This window comes from Acidovorax sp. Root402 (assembly GCF_001425125.1).
Taxonomy (GTDB): Bacteria; Pseudomonadota; Gammaproteobacteria; order Burkholderiales; family Burkholderiaceae_C; genus Acidovorax; species Acidovorax delafieldii.
Window position 1 is genome coordinate 45634 of the sequence record NZ_LMDQ01000017.1, and the last position, 17221, is coordinate 62854.

A 17221-nucleotide genomic window follows, 5' to 3' on the forward strand; every position below is an offset into this window, starting at 1 on the left:
GACGATGAAGCAACTGGCGCTGGACATCGGCCTGGCCACCGGGCCCACTCTGGAGCGTTTTTTTGCCGGGCCCAACGAGGCCGCGCTGCAGCACCTGCGCCTGGCCGCCGGGGCGGGCAGCAGTGAAGCCACCCGCTCCCCGGTGCCCACCTACCTCTGGGGCGAGCCGGGCAGCGGCAAGACCCATTTGCTCCAGGCCGTGCGCCAGGCCCTGCGCGAGCAGGGCTCCAGCGTGGGCTGGCTCGACCCCTCGGTGGGCGAGCCGCCCGATTTTGATGAACGCTGGGCCGCCGTGGTCATGGACGACGTGCACCTGTACAGCACCGCCCAGCAGGCCACGGCCTTCAACTGGTTCGTCAATGCCATCAGCCCCGCCAGCGGTAGCCAGCGCTGGGTGCTGGCGGCTGGCGATCTGCCCCCCGCCGACCTGCCGCTGCGCGACGACCTGCGCAGCCGTCTGGGCTGGGGCCATGTGTTCCAGCTGCAACTGCTGGGCGAGGCCGAGCGCCGCGCCGTGCTGCGCCAGGAGGCCGATGCGCGCGGCGTGTTCCTGGGCGACGAAGTCATGGACTACATGCTCAACCGCTTTTCGCGCGACCTGGGCAGCCTGATGCAGCTGCTGGACCAGCTCGACGCCTTTGCCTTGCGCACCCAGCGTGCCATCACGATTCCGCTGCTCAAGACAATGCTCGAATCGGAATAAAAAATGAGGGACAACCCCCTGAGCGGCTGCGCCGCTTCCCCCTTCTCTCGCTGTGCTGAGCACCGCGGGAAGGAGGACGCCGCCAGCGCGGCGGGGCGGCCCTTGCGCGGCGGCCGCTGGGTTTGGGCAGCGACAGTTTTTGCAACCGCTCGCGCAGCGTAACTTATTGAATGATTGAAATGCAAAGAAGCCGCCTTCGCTTGGCGCTGTTTGACCTGGACCACACGCTGCTGCCGCTCGACTCTGACTACGAGTGGGGCGAGTTCACCATCCGCATCGGCTGGAACGACCCGGTGGAGTTCGCGCGCCGCAACGACGAGTTCTATGCCCACTACCAGGCGGGAACGCTCGATGTACACGACTACGTGCGTTTTGCGACCGAGGCCGTGCGCCTGCGCGGGCCCGAGGCCGCAGCGGCGGCGCACCAGCAGTTCATGCGCGAGGTCATCACCCCCGCCATCCAGCCCCAGGCGCTCGACCTGATCCGCCAGCATCAGGCAGCGGGCGACGAGGTGGTGATCGTCACTGCCACCAACGAGTTCGTGACCACCCCCATCGCCCAGGCGCTGGGGGTGCCGCAGCTGCTGGCCGTGCAGCTGGTGCGCGACGCCAGCGGCTGGTACACCGGCGAGATTGACGGTATCCCGACCATGCGCGAAGGCAAGGTGCGCCGCATGGAACAATGGCTGGCCGAGCGGCAGCTCAGCTGGGCCGACGTGGAGAGCACCTTCTACAGCGACTCCATGAACGACGTGCCCCTGCTGGAGAAGGTGAACCACCCGGTCGCCACCAACCCCGACCCGCGCCTGCGCGCCCTGGCCCAGGAGCGCGGCTGGCGCATACTGGACCTGTTTGCCGAGCCTGCCAGCCAGACGGCCTCCTGACCCCCTGCGCTCGCAGTCCCCTGATATCTCCCTACCCATGATCAAGAAGTTCATCGACAAACTGCTGGGCAAATCGACGCCCGGGACCTCCGGCGGCAAGCCCCATTTCGGCAAGCGCGAAGAGGTGCCCGCCAGCGTGCACGGCATCAACCCCGAGCTGGTGGACCGCCGCGCCGCCGAGGTGGTGCAGACGCTCAAAGACGCCGGCTTCGAGGCCTACATCGTGGGTGGCGCTGTGCGCGACCTGTTGCTGGGCCTGCGTCCCAAGGACTTTGACGTGGCCACCAACGCCACGCCCGAGCAGGTCAAGGGCCTGTTTCGCCGCGCGTTCATCATCGGCAAGCGCTTTCGCATCGTGCATGTGGTGCACGGCCGGGGCCGCGAGCACGAGGTGATCGAGGTCTCCACCTTCCGCGCCTACCTCGACAATGCCGCAGCGGGTCAGGTGGCTGGCAACGAAAAGACCAGCAAGGCGCAGCTGTCGGGCATGCAGCATGCCGTGGACGCCAGCGGCCGCGTGCTGCGCGACAACGTCTGGGGCCCGCAGGACGAAGACGCGACGCGCCGCGACTTCACCGTGAACGCCATGTACTACGACCCGGTCAGCCAGATCGTGGTCGACTACCACAAGGGTTTGCAGGACGCGAAGAAGAAGACGCTGCGCATGATTGGCGACCCCGCCACGCGCTACCGCGAAGACCCGGTGCGCATCATCCGCGCCGTGCGTTTTGCGGCCAAGCTCAGCCCGCTGGGCTTCAGCATCGATGCCAAGTCGGCCGCGCCGCTGGTGCAGTCGCAGGCCCTGCTGGCCGAGGTGCCTCAAAGCCGCATGTTTGACGAAATGCTCAAGCTGCTGCAGACCGGGCACGCCATCGCCACCATCGAGCAGCTGCGCAAGCTGGGCATGTCCAAGGGCATCTACCCGCTGCTGGACGTGGCCGTGGAGCGCGCCGACACACCGTTTGTCAAAGCGGCCCTGGTGGACACCGACCGCCGCGTGAACGAAGGCAAGCCCGTGGCCCCCAGCTTCTTGCTGGCCTGCGTGCTGTGGGAAGACGTGCGCAATGGATGGCAGGAGCGCCTGAACCAGCGCCAACACCCGCTGCCCGCGCTGCAAGAGGCCATCGACGAGGTGTTCGACAAACGCATTGGCGACGTGTCGGGCCGCGGCAAGCTGGCCGCCGACATGCGTGAGATCTGGGTGATGCAGCCGCGGTTTGAAAAGCGCGTGGGCAACACGCCGTTCGGCATGGTCATGCAGCCGCGCTTTCGCGCCGGGTTCGACTTCATGCGCCTGCGCGCCGATGTGGGCGAAGTCGAGGAAGCCCTGGCCGAGTGGTGGCAGGACTTCCAGGCGGCGGACGATGAGCGCCGCGACGACCTGATGGATCAGGCCAAGGAAGAGCAGAAGGCCCGCCAGAAAGCGCAGCCTGTGGTCAAGCGTGTGCCTCGCAGTGCACCTGCTGCGGCACCACGTGCCCCTGGCACCGTCCAAGACACTGACCATGCGGGCGGCGAGACCGAATGGGCTGCCGAAAGCGGCGCGCCCAAGAAGCGCCGCCGCCGTCGCCGCAAGCCCGGTGGTGGTGGCGGCGAAGGTGCAGCACCTGCTGCGGCTGGCGAGTGAGTTTGCCGGACGTGGGGGAGCAGGCTGAGCGGCCCTCTCGGGTCTATGTGGGCCTGGGGGCCAATCTGGGAGAGCGGCAAGCCGCCTTGCGCAAGGCTTTGGCGGCCATGGGTCAATTGCCCGGTACACGGGTTCTGCGCGTGTCGCCGCTCTATGGCAGCGCACCGGTCGATGCCGGTGGCCCGGACTACCTCAACGCCGTGGCCGAGCTGACAACGACCCTGGCACCTGAGGCCCTGCTGGGTGCCCTGCAAGCCATCGAGCTATCTGCCGGCCGCGAGCGCCCCTACCGCAACGCGCCGCGCACGCTGGACCTCGACATTCTGTGGTTTGGCGACCAGGTGATCGACACCCCCACACTCACCGTGCCCCACCCCCGCATGGCCGAGCGCGCGTTCGTGCTGCGTCCCCTGGCCGATCTGGTGCCTGGGCGGGTGGATGCGTCGGCGTTGCAGGCCGTAGCGTCTCAGGACATCCACCAGCTGGAAGGCCCGGCTTGGGTGGGCACTTTGTCGGGTGAATAATTTGCTCCTAAATTGGGAGCTTTTTGCGCTTTATAGATAAGCGCCAGGGCCTGAAAAGACTTAAAAATAATCCCGTCTGCATTGGCTTTTCGTGCGACAGATGAAACTGACGCGGTCCAACGCCAGTGGCACCGTGGAACCGGCTCCGCCGGGCTTCGGGTGGCGTCTCTCTCGGGGGCTGGGAGGCCGCAGCCGCAAGCCCGCCCGCGCAGGCGTGGACGGCATCGAAGAGGTGCCGCCTCAGGCGGCAGCACCGAGCGGATTGCGTCTCAGAGAGTCAATCGACTTTTGCCCCGGACGCCTTCACCACCTGCTGGTACTTGGCACGCTCGCTGGCCATGAAGCTGTCGAACTGCTGCGGCGTGGTGGTCACGGGCTCCGCCAGCAATGCGGCAAAGCGGGTCTTCGTTTCGGGCGCGTTCAGTGCCGCCACAAAAGCCTTGTTCAGCTTGTCGATGATGGGCTTGGGCGTGGCGGCCGGCGCCACCAGGCCCCACCAGGTGTCGATGGAAAAACCCTTGAAAGTCGCGGACAGCGGTGGCACGCCTGGCAGCGAGGCCGAGGCGTCGAGCGAGGTCACGGCCAGCGCCTTGAGCTTGCCCGCGCGGATGTTGGGCGCTGCGGCGGCCAGATTGTCGATGTTGAAGTCCACCTCGCCCGACAGCAGTGCCAGCTGGGCCGGGTTGGCGCCCCGGTAGGGGATGTGCAGTGCGTAGATGCCGGCGCGCTGCTTGAACATCTCGCCCGCCAGGTGGCCCGCGCTGCCGTTGCCGCCACTGCCGTAGTTGAGCTTGGCGGGGTTGGCCTTGGCGTAGGCGATGAGGTCGGTCACGGTGTGGATCTTGAGCTGCTCGGCCTTGGCGGCGTTCATGACCAGCACATTGGGCACGCGCACCATCTGCGTGATGCCGGCAAAGTCCTTGCCTGCGTCATAGGGCATGCGGGCATACAGCCAGGGGTTGACTGCGTGGGTGGCGGTGGCCGCGATGCCAATGGTCAGGCCATCGGGTGCAGCCTTGGCAATCGCGTCGGCGCCAATGTTGCCGCCCGCGCCGCCCTTGTTGTCGATGATGACCGTGCCCAGCGATTCGCGCACGCGCTCGGCCAGTGCGCGGGCCGTGACGTCGATGGGGCCGCCCGGGGCATACGGCACGATCAGGCGGATGGGCTGGCCGGCATCCTGAGCCCAGACGGCCGGGGACGAAAAAGCCGTTGCGGTAGCAGCGGCGGTGGCGAGGAGGAGGTTTCTGCGGTTCATGGGCGCCATTGTGCAAAAAAATCGTAAGAAAGCTTATGAAGCCCTGAGGGGGTGATGGTTAGGCGGGGACGTTCATGCCGTGCGAGGCGCGCTGAGCGCCACGCCCAGGTCTTCCACTAGCATGCCCAGTTCGTGCGACGAGCGGATGTCTAGCTTCAGGAAGATGGCGGACCGGTGCGTGTCCACGGTGCGCGGGTCGATGGGGCGCTCCGGGTCACGCTGCGCCAGCGCACGGGCCACTTCCTTGCTGCTGAGGCCCGTGCCCAGCAGTTGGGCCACCTCTTGCTGGCGTGGGCTCAGGGCGTTCCAGCGCTCGCGCAGCTGGTGCTGCCGTTGTGTCTGCCGTGCCTGCGTTTGCGACAGCGTGGATGCCTTTTCGACAGCGGCCAGCAAGGTGGCTTCGTTGCACGGTTTTTCGAGCCAGTCCACCGCCCCTTGTTTGACGGCTGCCACGGCGGAGGACAGCTCACCGTGGGCCGATAGGAACACGGTCTTGAGCGCGCTGTGGCGCTGGCCGAGTTCGTGGAATACCTGCAGCCCGCTCAAGCCTTCCATGCGCAGGTCCAGCAGCACGCAGCCGGGGTGGTCCACTGCAGCTTGCGCCAGAAAGGCCTCGCCGCCGTCAAAGGCTCGCACCGTGTACCCGCGTGCGAGCAGCAGTGCGGCCAGCGATTGGCGCACGCCTTCGTCGTCGTCCACGATGTAGACCACAGTGGGGTCCAGCGAGTCAGCGGCGATGGGGGCTGTGTCGTAGGTCATGGCGCGGTGGCATTCTCGGTGGCGGGGGGGCAGGGCAGGCGGATCTCGAAGACCGCGCCGCCGCCCTCGCGATTGCGGGCCTGTAGTTGGCCCCCCATGCTTTCAATGATGGAGCGGCAGATGTTGAGACCCAGGCCGAGACCGTCGGAACGTGTGGTGAAGAAAGGCTCGAACAGGCGCTCTGCGATGCCGGGCGGCAGGCCTGGGCCCCGGTCCAGCACTTGCACCAGCGCTTGGCCATCGTCTGCGGCTATGCGCAGCCGCAATTCGTGCCCGCCGGGCGGGGGCTGGTGGGTCTGCATGGCCTGCAGGGCGTTCAGGCCCAGGTTGATCACCACCTGCTCCAACAGCACGCGGTCTGCGTTCACCGGCAAAGGGGCGCCGGCTTGTTCCACACGCACAGGGATCCCCTGGCGGCGAGCCTCGGCGCGCAAGAGCAGCTCCAGCGACTGCTCCACGATGGCAGACAGATCGCAAGGCTCGCGGCTTTCAGGGTGCTGGCGCACCCAGCGGCGGATACGACCCACGATGTCGGCGGCCCGCAGCGCCTGGGCCGACAGGGCCTCCAGGCTGTCGTGGAGGGGGCCGGTCTTGCCCTGGGCGGCCAGCGCCCGTGCGGCAGCCGCATAGTTGACCAGGGCGGCCAGCGGCTGGTTCAGCTCGTGGGCCAGGGTGGATGCCATCTCGCCGACAGTGATCACGCGCTGTACCCGCTGCAGCTGGGTCTCGCGCTGCTGCTGCTGCTCTTCGGCCCGCTTCTGCGCGGTGATGTTGACCACCGAACTCATCCAGCCGATGTGCTGGCCGCTGCCGTCGATCAGGCGTGTGGTGTAGAACATCGTGTACACGTCCGACCCGTCACGGTGCCTCAGCCGGTTCTCCCGCCCCTGCGGAAACGCGTTGCCAGCCAGCACGGTGTCGCTGTCGTTCCAGTGTCGGTCCAGCTCGTCAGGGTGCCAGTACGGGTAGGGCGGCAGCTGGCCGATGAGTTCGTCGGCCCGGTAGCCCACCATATCGCACATGGCCGCGTTGACATAGACGATGCGCCCTTCGAGGTCGCGGGCGCGCATGCCCACCAGCAGCGAGTCCTCCATGGACTGGCGGAACGCCTGTGCCTGCTGCAGCGCGTGGGTACGCTCTTGTACGCGCTGCTCCAGTTCGATGCGGGCCAGCCGGTTTTCGGCGAGGCGCCGCTCGCGCAACTGCCAGTACAGCGCACCCAGCACCAGTAGGCCCGACGCCAGCGTGGCCAGCGCCCAGGCCTGTTGCCGCGCCAGGGCCACCACGCGGCTGTCGGCAGTGACGGTGAGGGTCCAGCCCAGGTCGGGCAGCTTCTCTTCGAACGCCAGGTAGCTTTTGCCGCCCGTGCCGTCCAGGCGCAGTTCGGCACCGGGCGGGTCGTCTTGGGGGCGCAGGGTCCAGGGCACGGCGCGCGGGGTCCATCCTGTGCCGTACTGTTCGTTGTGCTGCAGCTGCTGCACGAGTGGGGTGGGCAAGGGCCGGCTGGTGCGGTAGAGCCAGCCGGGCACGGAGCCGAGAAAGACGATGCCCCGCTCGTCCGTCACGAACACTGGATCGCGCAGCTGGGCCCATGGGTCCGAGATGGGTTCCATGCGCACCTTGACCGCCACCACGCCGATCACGCGGCCCGCATCGACCACGGGGGCCGAGACAAACAGGCCGGGTTCGCCCGTGGTCTTGCCCACGCCATAAAAGCGGCCCGTCTGGCCCGCCAGGGCATCGCGAAAGTACGGCCTGTTGCCGTAGTTCTGGTGCACAAAGCTGTTGGGGGTGTCCCAGTTGCTGGACGCGAGGGTGAGGCCCTGCGGGTCCATCACATACAGCATGTCGGAGCCCGCATGCTGGTTCACCGCCTGCAGGTAGACATTGGCTGCGTCGCGTACGGCCTGCGATGAAGGCTCCTGCAATAACTGGCGCACCAGCGGGTGCTGCGCGGTGGTGAAGGGCAGGTAGTTGTAGCGCGTGGCCACTCCACGCAGCGCCAGGGCTTGCACCTCGCCCAGGCGGCGCAGGTTGTCCCACTGGGCGTCGCGTTCGCTCTGTTCTGCCCATTCGCCCGCGCCCCACACCAGCAGGGCCGCCAGGCACAGCAGCGTGGCAATGAAGCCTCCGCGCCGGACTTGATGCCAGCGGCGGGGCGCGCCCTGCGGGGCTGGCGGGGCGGGCGCTGCACGCACCATGGGTCGTGGTCCAGGTGTCTTTATCGGCCTTGCGGGGGCGTGTCAGCCGCCGTGTTTGTCGGCTTCCGACGTGAATGCGTCGGCAAAAAACTCTTCCGACGGCAGGCCGCGCTGGGCGCTGTAGGCGTCACGGGCGGACTCGACCACGATGGGCGCGCCACACGCATAGACCTGGTGACCTGAGAGATCCGTAAAGTCGTCCAGCACCGCCTGGTGCACAAAGCCTGTGCGGCCGGTCCAGCCGTCCTCGGGCAGTGCGTTGGAAATGACCGGAACGTAGCGCAACCACGGCAATTCGGCCACGCGGGCCTGCACCCAGTCGGCCAGGTACAGATCGCCAGGGCGACGGCCGCCCCAGTACAACACGGTGGGGCGGCTGATGCCCTTGAACTGCAGGTGCTCGATCAGCGCCTTGATGGGGGCAAAGCCGGTGCCGGATGCCAGCAGAACGATGGGCTTGTCGGAGTCTTCGCGCAGGAAAAAACTGCCAAACGGACCTTCGACACGCAGGATTTCCTTCTCCTTCATCGCCCCAAACACATGGTCGGTGAACTTGCCGCCGGCCATGTGTCGAATGTGCAGCTCCACACCCGGTGCCTCTGCCTGGGTGTGCGGCGCGTTGGCCATCGAGTAAGCGCGTCGGGCGCCGTCGCGCAGGATGAACTCAATGTACTGGCCCGCGTGGTATCGGAAGGTGTCTGCGGCAGGCAGCTGCAGGCGCACCTGCATCACATCGTCTGATTTCTTTTGGAGCGAGGCCACGCGCACTGGCATCTTCTTGACGGGGTAGGCGCTTTCGTCGGTGACCTGGCGCGATTCGAGCACCACGTCGGACAGTGGCTGTGCGCAGCAGGTCAGCACCAGGCCTGCGGCCTCTTCATCGGCCGTGAGGGCCTTGGATTGGTGGGCGCCGTGCTGCACGGTGCCGCTGAGTTTTTTGCACTTGCACGAGCCACAGGCGCCGTCCTTGCAGCCGTAGGGCAGGCCCACGCCACTGCGGATGGCGGCGGCCAGGATGGCTTCGCCCGCATTGGCACTGAAAGCGCGGCCACTGGGCTGCACGGTGATCTGAAACGCTGCGGTGGTGGCAGCCTCGGCGCTGGTCATGTGTGGGTATCCTTGGAGTCGTCTCTAGCTAAGCAAACGGACCCGATTTTGCCCTCAAACCAGAACCCCCTCGGCGCGCTGCCAGCGCGCTTTCGTCGCGAACGCCTGCTCATCGTGGGCTGTGGTGATGTAGGTCAACGGGTGCTGCGCCATCTGCAGACGGGCCCCGGGGCCGGGCGCATGCAGGTGCTGGCACTGACCTCCAGCGCTGGGCGGGTGGCGGAGCTGCGGGCACAAGGGGCCCGGCCTCTGGTGGGCAATCTGGACGATGCGGGCACCTTGCGCAGGCTGTCCGGCCTGGCGACGCGGGTGCTGCATCTGGCGCCCCCGCCGGGGGAGGGCGCAGGGGGCGATGCCTGGTGGCGTGACCCCCGTACCGTGGCGCTGACCCGCGCGCTGCGGCTGCGCACCTTGCCAATGTCGTTGGCCTACGCGTCCACCAGCGGTGTGTATGGCGACTGCCAGGGGGCCCTGGTGCCAGAGACTCGGGCCGTGGCCCCCGGCACACCTCGCGCCCAGCGCCGTGTGAATGCCGAGCGCGCCGTGCGCCACTTGGGCCGTGCCGGCGTGCGGGCCACCGTGTTGCGCATTCCGGGCATCTACGCCCCCGACCGCGAGGGCGGTACGCCTGAGGCCCGCTTGCGCCGGGGCACGCCCGTGCTGGTGGCCGAGGACGATGTGTTCACCAACCACATCCATGCCGAAGACCTGGCGCGCGCCTGCATGGCGGCTGTGTGGAAGGGGCGTCCGCAGCGCGCCTACAACGTGAGCGACTCCACCCACATGAAGATGGGCGACTACTTTGATCTGGCGGCTGATCTGTATGACCTGCCTCGCCCGCCGCGCGTGCCTCGCAGCACGGCGCAAGAGCAGCTGTCGCTGATGCTGCTGAGTTTCATGAGCGAATCGCGCCGGCTGGACAACCAGCGCATGCTGCGAGAGCTGGGTCTGCGGTTGCGCTACCCCAGTGTGGCCGAGGGGTTGCGAGCCTGAGAGGCTGGAGAAATCCGCGCTCTCCTCACCTTGCCCACATGGGCGCCCGATCAGCGGGGGTAGCTATTGCCCTGGGCGTCGTAGCAGCGGAACACGTTGCACTGCGTGAATTTTTTGGGGGTGGGCGCCGGCGGCTGCACGGGCGTAGGCCGCACCGGGTAATGCGGTGGGGGCACGACGACTACCGGCGTCGTGGTGCTAGTTGACCGTGGGCGGGACTTCTCCACCTCCGCATAGCCCTGAGGGCCCAGGCAGTCCAGGTCGACCTGCCGCTGCGCCGCCTCCACCCGCAGGTTTTGTTCGTAGCCGCCGCCGGTGACGCTGCTCAACACCACATCCAGGTTGCGCCGTGAACGGGCGCACTCCGGGGAGCGTGCGTAGTCTGTGGTTTTGGCAGGAGCGGTCTGGTCGCGTTGTGTATTGCGCCGTGATTCGGTCTCGGCGGCGGTCGCCTCGGCCTGCAAGCGCTGCTGTTTGCGCGCCAGCGCCTCGGCGGCTTCTTCGCGCTCCTGCTGGATCTCCTGCGGAGTTTTGCGGGCCTCCACCTCACGCACGGTGGTGCCGCTGGCGCATTTGCCGTCGGTGTAGGTGACCTTGCCCGTGGCAGCGTCGGTGCAGCGCACCACCTGCGCCTGGGCACCCAATGGAGGTAGTGCGCCCAGAAAGACCACGCACAGGCCAGCGATGAGGGTATGGGTACGTGGTTTCATGGTGGCTGGAGAGTTGTGGGGGGTAGCGGGGTCAGCGCCAGGCCATCACGGCTTGTCCGGGCTGTTGGACTGCTGACGGGAGCGCCAGTCGTACGGACTCGGGGTGTAGCTGTCGGGTGCCAGGCGGCCGGGGCGGTTTTCGCGGTTGCGGCGGTCTTCGGCAGCGCGGCGATCCCGTTCGGCCTGCTCCCGGCGGGCCTGGTCCTGTTCTCGGGCTCGGCGATCCAGTTCACGGGCCTGCTGGTCGCGGCGTTCGCGTTCGCGTGCTGCCCGGTCGCGCTCAGCGCGGTCACGGTCACGCTCTCTTTCGCGCCAGTCATTGCGGTTGCGGTCGTTGTCCCACCGGTTGTCGTCGCGGTCACGTCCGCCGTAGTAGATGGCGGGCGGTGGCGGCGGGGCCGAATAGATCACGCCAGGCGCACGGTACACAGGCGGCGCCTGGTACACCGGCGGCGGGGCACTGTAGATGTAGCCTGGCTGTTCGTACACCGGGTAGCGCGGAGAGTCGTAATAAGGGTCGCCCGGCACGGTGGCACACCCCGTCACCAGGGCCCCCAGGACCGTGGCGGAAAGAATGCGGGTGATGGTGTAGGTCATGGTGATCAGACTCCGGCCGGGTGGGCGCGTTCCGCCTTGTCCGTAAAGCCCATGAAAAGCGCTCCGGTGGAGCGTTACAAATTTCAGGGGTCTGGCACAGGGGGCCAATCACTTTAGCGCGCGGGGACGGCTTTTGGTTGACTCGGCGCATGCACAGGTGCCGATGGAGGCTGTAACAACCCGTGAATATGGGGCACGCCTGCTGCTTGATATCGTCAAAAATGATAGCTATCAGAGTACGTTTGACGGACGCAATCAACTGATTCAACCAAAAAAACGGACCCGCAAAAAACAAACGGCCCCGCAAGGCCGTTGTGTTCTAGCGGATAGGGCGCTGGTTTACTTGGGTAGTACGCGGCGGATGGTCTCCGCCAGGTCTTCCGCCACAAACTTGGCTACATAGCCATCGGCCCCGACGCTGCGCACATGGTCTTCGTTGGCCGAGCCCGACAGCGAGGAGTGGATGACCACCGGCAGCCCATGAAAGCGGGCGTCCTGCTTGATGTTGCGCGTCAGCGTGAAACCGTCCATCTCCGGCATTTCCAGGTCGGTCAACACCATGGCCACGCGGTCAAGCACCGTCTTGCCCTCGGCCTCGGCACTTTTGGCGATGGCATTGAGCCGGTCCCAGGCCTCCTTGCCGGATTTCACCATTTCATATGGCGCGTTGAGCACCTTGAGCTCTTGCTCGATGAGCGAGCGGGCCACGAACGAGTCGTCCGCCGCCAGGATGATGCAACCAGGCTTGAGCTTGAGCTTGGCGCCCACCTTTTCCTCTGTGACCTCGTGACCGTCAGAGGGCGAGATCATCTGCAGGATGGCTTCCACGTCCAGTACCTGCGCGAGGCGGGACTCGTCGGTGTTGCCGTCCAGACGGGCAATGCTGGTCACCAGCTTGCCAGCAGCGCCGCTGGTTTCCGCCGACAGCACCTGTTTCCAGTCCAGGCGCACGATGTCTTCCACCGACTCGACCGCAAACGCCTGGGTGGTGCGCGCGTACTCTGTCACCAGCATGATGTTCAGGCCCGTCTGTGGCTTGCAACCCACGATGGAGGGCAGGTCCAGCACCGGAATCACCTGTCCGCGCAGGTTCACCACCCCGAGCGAATGGGCCGTGGTGCCCGCAATCGGCGTGATGCTGGGCATGGCCACGATCTCGCGGATCTTGAAGACATTGATACCGAACAGCTCGGACTTGCCCAAGGCGCTGTCGATGCCCAGGCGAAACAGCAGCAGCTCGAACTTGTTGGTGCTGGTGAGGTTGGTCCGCTCGTCGATGTCCTGCTGGATGGCTTTCATGTTGGATCCTTCGCGCGGTAATGAAGATACGAAGATACGCGCTTTTACAAATTCTAGGACCCAAACGGCACGCGCAGTGCGCTAAATCTTCAGGCAATACCCGAATAGTGCGCTGCAGCATCCGTGCGTGGCGGCGCCGTCACACCCTGTCCGGCGTGACCGGCTCAAAGTGCACAACGGTGGGGAACGGATCGTAAAAATGGTGCAGCAGCCATTTCCACTCCTGGTACTGGGCGGACTGGCGGAAACCCACCTCGTGGTCGGCCAGGGTGGCCCAGCGCACCAGCAGCACATAGTCCTGCGGTCGCTCCATGCAATGCCCCAGCTCATGGGACAGGTAGCCGGGTATGGAAGCAATGATGCGCTGCGCCTGGGCAAACGCCTGTTCAAACGCGCTGTTCTGGCCGGAGCGGATGGTGAGGTGGGCAATTTCCAGAATCATGGGGGTGGCCAGAGGGGTGGATGGGGCAGGGGATCAGACCACATTGCTGCGCTGCGTGGGCTCGGGCTGGGCTGCGGTGGCCTTCATGCCGTCCGCCAGGCGGTGCAGCAGACCGAGCAGGGGCGCGTCCGACGCGTCGCAGGCCAGGCCGATGTTGCGCGAGAAGGCCAGGGGCCCGTCCAGCGGGCGGGTGAGCGCGCGGCGCGCCTGGGCTGCATGCGACTGCGGCACCACGGCCAGGCCCATGCCCGCGTCCACCATGTGCAGCAGCAGCTCCTCGCGCGCGGCGCTGGCCTGCATCTGCAGCGCAATCCCCCGCTCGGCCAGCAGCCGGATGAAGGACTGGTGCAGCGGGCAATAGGGCCACTCAATGAGGGGCAGGTTTTCAATGTCTGCCAGGCCAAAGCGCTTCTTGAAGCGCAGCGGGTGCTGCTCGGGCACCAGCATCACATAGGGCTCGTGCCACAGCGGCACAAAGGTGTCGCCCGGCGGCTTGCAGTGCTCGGCCACCATGCGCAGCCGCGCCTCTTGCGCGCTGGCGGTGAGCCGCACCATGGTGTGGGGCAGCTCCTGCGCGATGTGTGCGAACAGGGGCGTGGCCTGCTGCACCATCAGGTCGTCCTGCAGGAAGATGCCCAGGGTTTCACGTGGTGCATCGCGAAAGTCGCGCACCATGGCGCTGGACTGGGCCAGCAGGCTGCAGGCGCGGGGGTACAGCCGGTGCGCGGCGGGCGTAGGCGCCAGGCCCTGGCGGCTGCGCTCGAAAAGGGTGGTTTCGAGCGCATCCTCCAGCCCCTTGATGGCCATGCTGATGGACGGCTGCGCCACAAAACAGCGGCGCGAGGCGGCAGTGACCGAGCGCTCTTCATAGGCCGCTACAAAGTAGCCCAGGGCGCGCAGGTCAAACAGCATGGTGACGGAGCCTTTCTTGGATCAGGTTGTCAGACCGGGGTGATGGTGGTGACGGTCTCGCGGAAATAGTCCACCTGGCCGTTCTGCGAATGGCTGGTGATCCAGGTCACGGATTCCACCTCGCGCTGTTGTACCGCATAAAAGAAGCGCTGGTGAAAGTGCGTGAGCACCCAGTCATTGCCCAGCGGCTGGCTGTGGGTGTGCAGGATTTCCGTGCCGCGCGGGAACACCTCCACCCCCAAGCGCTGCACCACGGCCATCGCCTCGGCCTTGTTGCGGGCGATTTGCCAGCTGGTGTCGGCATCGTCGCGGTAGTGGTCGATGCGGAAGTCCACATCGTCGGCAATGGTGGCCAGCAGCGTGGGGACGTCCTGCTGCTCGAAGGCGGTCAGCACGCGGTCGATGGGGAAGATCAGTGGCGGGTTGGTCGTCATGTCGGGTCTCCGGTGGGTGGTGGGGTCAATCCATCAAACAAACCCTGGCCAGGGAGCCGCAACTGTAGGCAGAGCACGGCGCCCACACAACGATGGAATTTGTGGGTCCGTGCGATAAAAAATCGATGGGTGCCGACGAGCAAGGCTCGGAGCGGCTCACAAAACCCAGCGTAGCGGTTCTGGCCAGGCGCTGCGTCGCAGGCAGTGCGAGCAGTACGACAAGATGCGGCAACGACGCCAGAAGCGTTTTGTTGGTCGCTTTCAGTCCGAAATACCGGGCACCTGCCGCAGGTAGGTGTGCAGTGCCGCAATCGACTGGCGCACCTTGGCGGGCTGGGCATCGCGTTGGGGCGTGACGGCCCAGATGTCCAGCGTGCCAAACGACCAGTCGGGCAGCAGGCGCACCAGCCGGCCGGCCTGCAGTGCTTCGTGCGAATCCATGCTGCCCACCAGCGCCAGGCCCAGCCCGGCCTCGCACATCTGCTGGATCGAGAGCTGGTTGTTGCTGGCAATGCGCGGCTCCACCCGCAGTGCGCGCGGCTCGCCGCTGGGACTGCGCAGGTCGATGAGCAACCCGCCCCCCTCTCGCGCGAAGCCCAGCCAGCTATGGGACAGCAGCGCATCCGGGTGCTGGGGCACGCCGTGTGCGGCCACCCATTCGGGTGATGCGCACAGGTACCAACTCATGCCCCCCAGGCGCCGGGCCGCCCAGGTCGAATCCGCCAGGCGCCCGTAACGCACGGCCAGGTCGATGCGTGCGTTGATGAGGTCGATGGTGGAGTCGTCCACCAGCAGCCGCAGGCGCAGCGCCGGGTGCGCGGCCAGCAGTTCACCCAGGGCGGGTGCGATGTGCCGCGCAAACCCTACGGTGGCCGACATCCGCAATTCGCCACTGGGCGCATCGCGGGAGGCGGCCAGCTCGGCGCGCGCTTGCTCCGCCGCCGCCCACATGGCAGCGCAGCGCGCGTGGTAACGCTGGCCCGCCTCGGTGAGCGCCAACTTGCGCGTGGAGCGGTGCAGCAGCGTCACGCCGCCGTCGCTTTCGAGCTTGCGCACCTGCTGGCTCACCGCCGAAGTGCTCATGCCCAGTGCGCGCGCGGCGCCGCTCATCGAGCCGTGCTGTACCACCGAGGCAAAAACAGCCATGCGTTTGAGGTCTTCCATGCGTTTGATTGTGAAGCACAGCTTCAAAGATAAGGCAGTTTTAGCCATCTACCGCCTGTTTTGACAAGCTCCTATTCTCACTACATCACAACTTTGACCCCAAGGACATCGATATGAACATCGCCCTGATTGGCGCCACCGGTTTTGTCGGCTCGGCCGTGCTGAACGAACTGCTGCAACGCGGCCACCGTGTGACCGTGCTGGCCCGCAACCCGGGCAAACTCGCTGCCCGCGAGGCGCTGACGGTGGTCGCCGCAGACGCGCAGGACGCCACCCAGGTGGCCCAGGCTGTTGCGGGCCACGACGCGGTGGTGAGCGCCTACAACCCCGGCTGGACAGTGCCAGACATCCACGACCAGTTCCTGAAAGGCACGCGCGCCATCATCGACGGCACCAAGGCCGCCGGTGTGCGCCGACTGCTGGTGGTGGGCGGCGCAGGCAGCCTGTTCGTGGCGCCCGGCGTGCAGCTGGTGGACACGCCCCAGTTCCCGGCCGAATGGAAGCAGGGCGCCCTGGCCGCGCGCGAGGCGCTGAACTGGATCCGTACCGAAAACACGCTGGACTGGACCTTCCTCTCGCCCCCCATCCTGCTGCAGCCTGGCGAGCGCACCGGCCAGTACCGCCTGGGCGACGAAGCCCCGCTGATGAACGGCGAACAGCCCGGCAGCATCAGCGTGGCGGACCTGGCCGTGGCCATCGTGGACGAGCTGGAAACGCCGCGCCACGTGCAAAAGCGGTTCACGGTGGCGAACTGAGCCTTTTCGGATTGACAGGGGCTGCGTCCAGTGGGCGCAGCCCTTTTCTTTGTGACTTCAGGAAAAAGCCGCCAGGTCGATCAGTGTGTGGCCCAGCACTATGGGCCACAGGGTTCTCCAGTGCAGGAACCAGCGGCACATCACCCCATGCGCAAAGAAGGCCGCGATCACGCCGTGCCTGCCGTGCTCCCAGTGCGCCAGCGCAAAGATGGTTGATACGCAGAGTGTGAAGCGCATTTCTGAAGGATGTTGGCGTGCACTGGCGTACAGCAGCCATGGCAGCCCAATGAAAAAGATGCTCTCCACCAGCCCGGCGCTGACTGCCGCATAGATTTGCACCGCCACACCCGCCAGGCCCTGAGGGAAAAGTTGCACCAACTGGAAGCTGCCAGGCGACGGGCCGAGTACCCGCCACGACAAGTTTCTCGCCACCAGAAAGGCCAGCCCTGCGGTGACGAACACCATCAGCCCCTGTCCTGCAAGGGGCCACAGGTTTTTTCCGGGCGGAACGAGTCCGTAGTGTGGTGGGTGTAATGCGGCTTTGTGGGCGAGCAGTCCCAGCAAGAGAGCCGGAAGCACTACCCATTGAAGCCCGTCAACCGCCCAGAAGATCGGTGCTCCCCTGCTTCCCAGGGCCGGTAAGTAAAAGCCATTGAGTTGCCAGACGAGTAGCACCGGGATCAGGGACCTGCCCACGAGCAGCTGTTGCCTGGTAGTGAGAAAAAACGGCCGTTTCAATGTCGAGATCAAGCGCCTCTCCGGGATGCTGGTAGTTGGTCATCCCGCTCACCTGTCTCGGAAAACGTTGACCGATGCGGGGAGGATCATCTTCTCCTCAGCTGGATGGTCCAG

Annotated in this window: 18 protein-coding genes; 6 read left to right on the top strand and 12 right to left on the bottom strand. The window is 66.3% G+C overall.

The features are described 5' to 3' along the window. The first annotated feature begins 4 nt into the window (after nt 1–4). From hda to folK, 4 genes are all read left to right on the top strand, one after another. A complete protein-coding gene (hda, locus tag ASC83_RS19755; protein WP_056066700.1) occupies nt 5–703 on the top strand; it encodes a DnaA regulatory inactivator Hda in 699 nt (232 codons plus the stop codon). Nucleotides 704–882: 179 nt separating this feature from the next. Further along, nucleotides 883–1587, top strand: coding sequence for an HAD family phosphatase (locus tag ASC83_RS19760; RefSeq protein ID WP_225581034.1), 705 nt, complete (start codon nt 883–885; stop codon nt 1585–1587). Nucleotides 1588–1624: 37 nt separating this feature from the next. Continuing rightward, complete coding sequence (gene pcnB / locus ASC83_RS19765) at nt 1625–3214, top strand: polynucleotide adenylyltransferase PcnB (RefSeq protein ID WP_056066705.1); 1590 nt, start codon at nt 1625–1627, stop codon at nt 3212–3214. Further along, nucleotides 3211–3738, top strand: a complete 528-nt coding sequence (folK, locus tag ASC83_RS19770; protein WP_056066707.1) for a 2-amino-4-hydroxy-6-hydroxymethyldihydropteridine diphosphokinase — start codon at nt 3211–3213, stop codon at nt 3736–3738. The genes pcnB and folK overlap by 4 nt, the downstream gene beginning before the upstream one ends. Before the next feature lie 277 nt (nt 3739–4015). Here the strand turns inward: folK and ASC83_RS19775 are convergent, their stop codons facing one another. From ASC83_RS19775 to ASC83_RS19790, 4 genes are all read right to left on the bottom strand, one after another. After that, entirely contained in the window at nt 4016–4996 is a 981-nt protein-coding gene (locus ASC83_RS19775) for a tripartite tricarboxylate transporter substrate binding protein (RefSeq protein WP_056067082.1), read from the bottom strand. A 72-nt stretch (nt 4997–5068) separates the two neighbouring features. Beyond that, nucleotides 5069–5755, bottom strand: coding sequence for a response regulator transcription factor (locus ASC83_RS19780; RefSeq protein ID WP_056066710.1), 687 nt, complete (start codon nt 5753–5755; stop codon nt 5069–5071). After that, complete coding sequence (locus tag ASC83_RS19785; protein WP_056066715.1) at nt 5752–7956, bottom strand: ATP-binding protein; 2205 nt, start codon at nt 7954–7956, stop codon at nt 5752–5754. The genes ASC83_RS19780 and ASC83_RS19785 overlap by 4 nt, the downstream gene beginning before the upstream one ends. 42 nt (nt 7957–7998) lie before the next feature. Next, nucleotides 7999–9063, bottom strand: a complete 1065-nt coding sequence (locus ASC83_RS19790) for a CDP-6-deoxy-delta-3,4-glucoseen reductase (protein WP_056066718.1) — start codon at nt 9061–9063, stop codon at nt 7999–8001. 48 nt (nt 9064–9111) lie between these two features. Here ASC83_RS19790 and ASC83_RS19795 point away from each other — a divergent pair, with 48 nt between their 5' ends. Continuing rightward, nucleotides 9112–10056, top strand: a complete 945-nt coding sequence (locus ASC83_RS19795; protein WP_056066721.1) for an NAD-dependent epimerase/dehydratase family protein — start codon at nt 9112–9114, stop codon at nt 10054–10056. A 50-nt stretch (nt 10057–10106) separates the two neighbouring features. Here ASC83_RS19795 and ASC83_RS19800 read toward each other — a convergent pair whose 3' ends face one another. The 7 genes from ASC83_RS19800 to ASC83_RS19830 all read right to left on the bottom strand — a co-directional run bounded on the left by ASC83_RS19800 (nt 10107) and on the right by ASC83_RS19830 (nt 15614). Further along, nucleotides 10107–10766, bottom strand: coding sequence for a DUF4124 domain-containing protein (locus ASC83_RS19800; protein WP_056066723.1), 660 nt, complete (start codon nt 10764–10766; stop codon nt 10107–10109). Between the two features lie 45 nt (nt 10767–10811). Then, nucleotides 10812–11363, bottom strand: coding sequence for a hypothetical protein (locus tag ASC83_RS19805; RefSeq protein WP_056066726.1), 552 nt, complete (start codon nt 11361–11363; stop codon nt 10812–10814). 339 nt (nt 11364–11702) lie between these two features. Continuing rightward, the gene (locus tag ASC83_RS19810; RefSeq protein ID WP_015015359.1) at nt 11703–12662 is read right to left on the bottom strand and encodes a chemotaxis protein; all 960 of its coding nucleotides are present in this window, start codon (nt 12660–12662) and stop codon (nt 11703–11705) included. Between the two features lie 139 nt (nt 12663–12801). Beyond that, a complete protein-coding gene (locus ASC83_RS19815) occupies nt 12802–13104 on the bottom strand; it encodes an antibiotic biosynthesis monooxygenase (protein WP_056066729.1) in 303 nt (100 codons plus the stop codon). A gap of 33 nt (nt 13105–13137) precedes the next feature. Beyond that, nucleotides 13138–14016 (bottom strand): LysR family transcriptional regulator, encoded by an 879-nt coding sequence (locus tag ASC83_RS19820; RefSeq protein ID WP_056066732.1) that lies wholly within the window; start codon nt 14014–14016, stop codon nt 13138–13140. 29 nt (nt 14017–14045) lie between these two features. Further along, nucleotides 14046–14450: a hypothetical protein gene (locus ASC83_RS19825; protein WP_056066736.1), complete on the bottom strand. Its 405-nt coding sequence runs from the start codon at nt 14448–14450 to the stop codon at nt 14046–14048. A 261-nt stretch (nt 14451–14711) separates the two neighbouring features. Next, nucleotides 14712–15614: a LysR family transcriptional regulator gene (locus ASC83_RS19830; RefSeq protein ID WP_056066738.1), complete on the bottom strand. Its 903-nt coding sequence runs from the start codon at nt 15612–15614 to the stop codon at nt 14712–14714. Between the two features lie 113 nt (nt 15615–15727). On the opposite strand from ASC83_RS19830, the gene ASC83_RS19835 reads away from it, so the two are divergent. Next, on the top strand, nt 15728–16369 hold the full coding sequence (locus tag ASC83_RS19835) for an NAD(P)-dependent oxidoreductase (protein ID WP_056066741.1): 642 nt from the start codon (nt 15728–15730) through the stop codon (nt 16367–16369). Between the two features lie 57 nt (nt 16370–16426). Here the strand turns inward: ASC83_RS19835 and ASC83_RS24035 are convergent, their stop codons facing one another. Then, nucleotides 16427–17119, bottom strand: coding sequence for a CPBP family intramembrane glutamic endopeptidase (locus tag ASC83_RS24035; protein ID WP_156379570.1), 693 nt, complete (start codon nt 17117–17119; stop codon nt 16427–16429). Nucleotides 17120–17221 lie beyond the last annotated feature (102 nt).

Excerpts from the sequence above, each read along its gene's own strand:
- hda (WP_056066700.1), top strand. The coding sequence starts at position 5 with ATGAAGCAACTGGCGCTGGACATCGGCCTGGCCACCGGGCCCACTCTG.
- ASC83_RS19760 (WP_225581034.1), top strand. The coding sequence starts at position 883 with ATGCAAAGAAGCCGCCTTCGCTTGGCGCTGTTTGACCTGGACCACACG.
- pcnB (WP_056066705.1), top strand. The coding sequence starts at position 1,625 with ATGATCAAGAAGTTCATCGACAAACTGCTGGGCAAATCGACGCCCGGG.
- ASC83_RS19775 (WP_056067082.1), bottom strand. The coding sequence starts at position 4,996 with ATGAACCGCAGAAACCTCCTCCTCGCCACCGCCGCTGCTACCGCAACG.
- ASC83_RS19780 (WP_056066710.1), bottom strand. The coding sequence starts at position 5,755 with ATGACCTACGACACAGCCCCCATCGCCGCTGACTCGCTGGACCCCACT.
- ASC83_RS19785 (WP_056066715.1), bottom strand. The coding sequence starts at position 7,956 with ATGGTGCGTGCAGCGCCCGCCCCGCCAGCCCCGCAGGGCGCGCCCCGC.
- ASC83_RS19790 (WP_056066718.1), bottom strand. The coding sequence starts at position 9,063 with ATGACCAGCGCCGAGGCTGCCACCACCGCAGCGTTTCAGATCACCGTG.
- ASC83_RS19800 (WP_056066723.1), bottom strand. The coding sequence starts at position 10,766 with ATGAAACCACGTACCCATACCCTCATCGCTGGCCTGTGCGTGGTCTTT.
- ASC83_RS19805 (WP_056066726.1), bottom strand. The coding sequence starts at position 11,363 with ATGACCTACACCATCACCCGCATTCTTTCCGCCACGGTCCTGGGGGCC.
- ASC83_RS19810 (WP_015015359.1), bottom strand. The coding sequence starts at position 12,662 with ATGAAAGCCATCCAGCAGGACATCGACGAGCGGACCAACCTCACCAGC.
- ASC83_RS19815 (WP_056066729.1), bottom strand. The coding sequence starts at position 13,104 with ATGATTCTGGAAATTGCCCACCTCACCATCCGCTCCGGCCAGAACAGC.
- ASC83_RS19820 (WP_056066732.1), bottom strand. The coding sequence starts at position 14,016 with ATGCTGTTTGACCTGCGCGCCCTGGGCTACTTTGTAGCGGCCTATGAA.
- ASC83_RS19825 (WP_056066736.1), bottom strand. The coding sequence starts at position 14,450 with ATGACGACCAACCCGCCACTGATCTTCCCCATCGACCGCGTGCTGACC.
- ASC83_RS19830 (WP_056066738.1), bottom strand. The coding sequence starts at position 15,614 with ATGGAAGACCTCAAACGCATGGCTGTTTTTGCCTCGGTGGTACAGCAC.
- ASC83_RS19835 (WP_056066741.1), top strand. The coding sequence starts at position 15,728 with ATGAACATCGCCCTGATTGGCGCCACCGGTTTTGTCGGCTCGGCCGTG.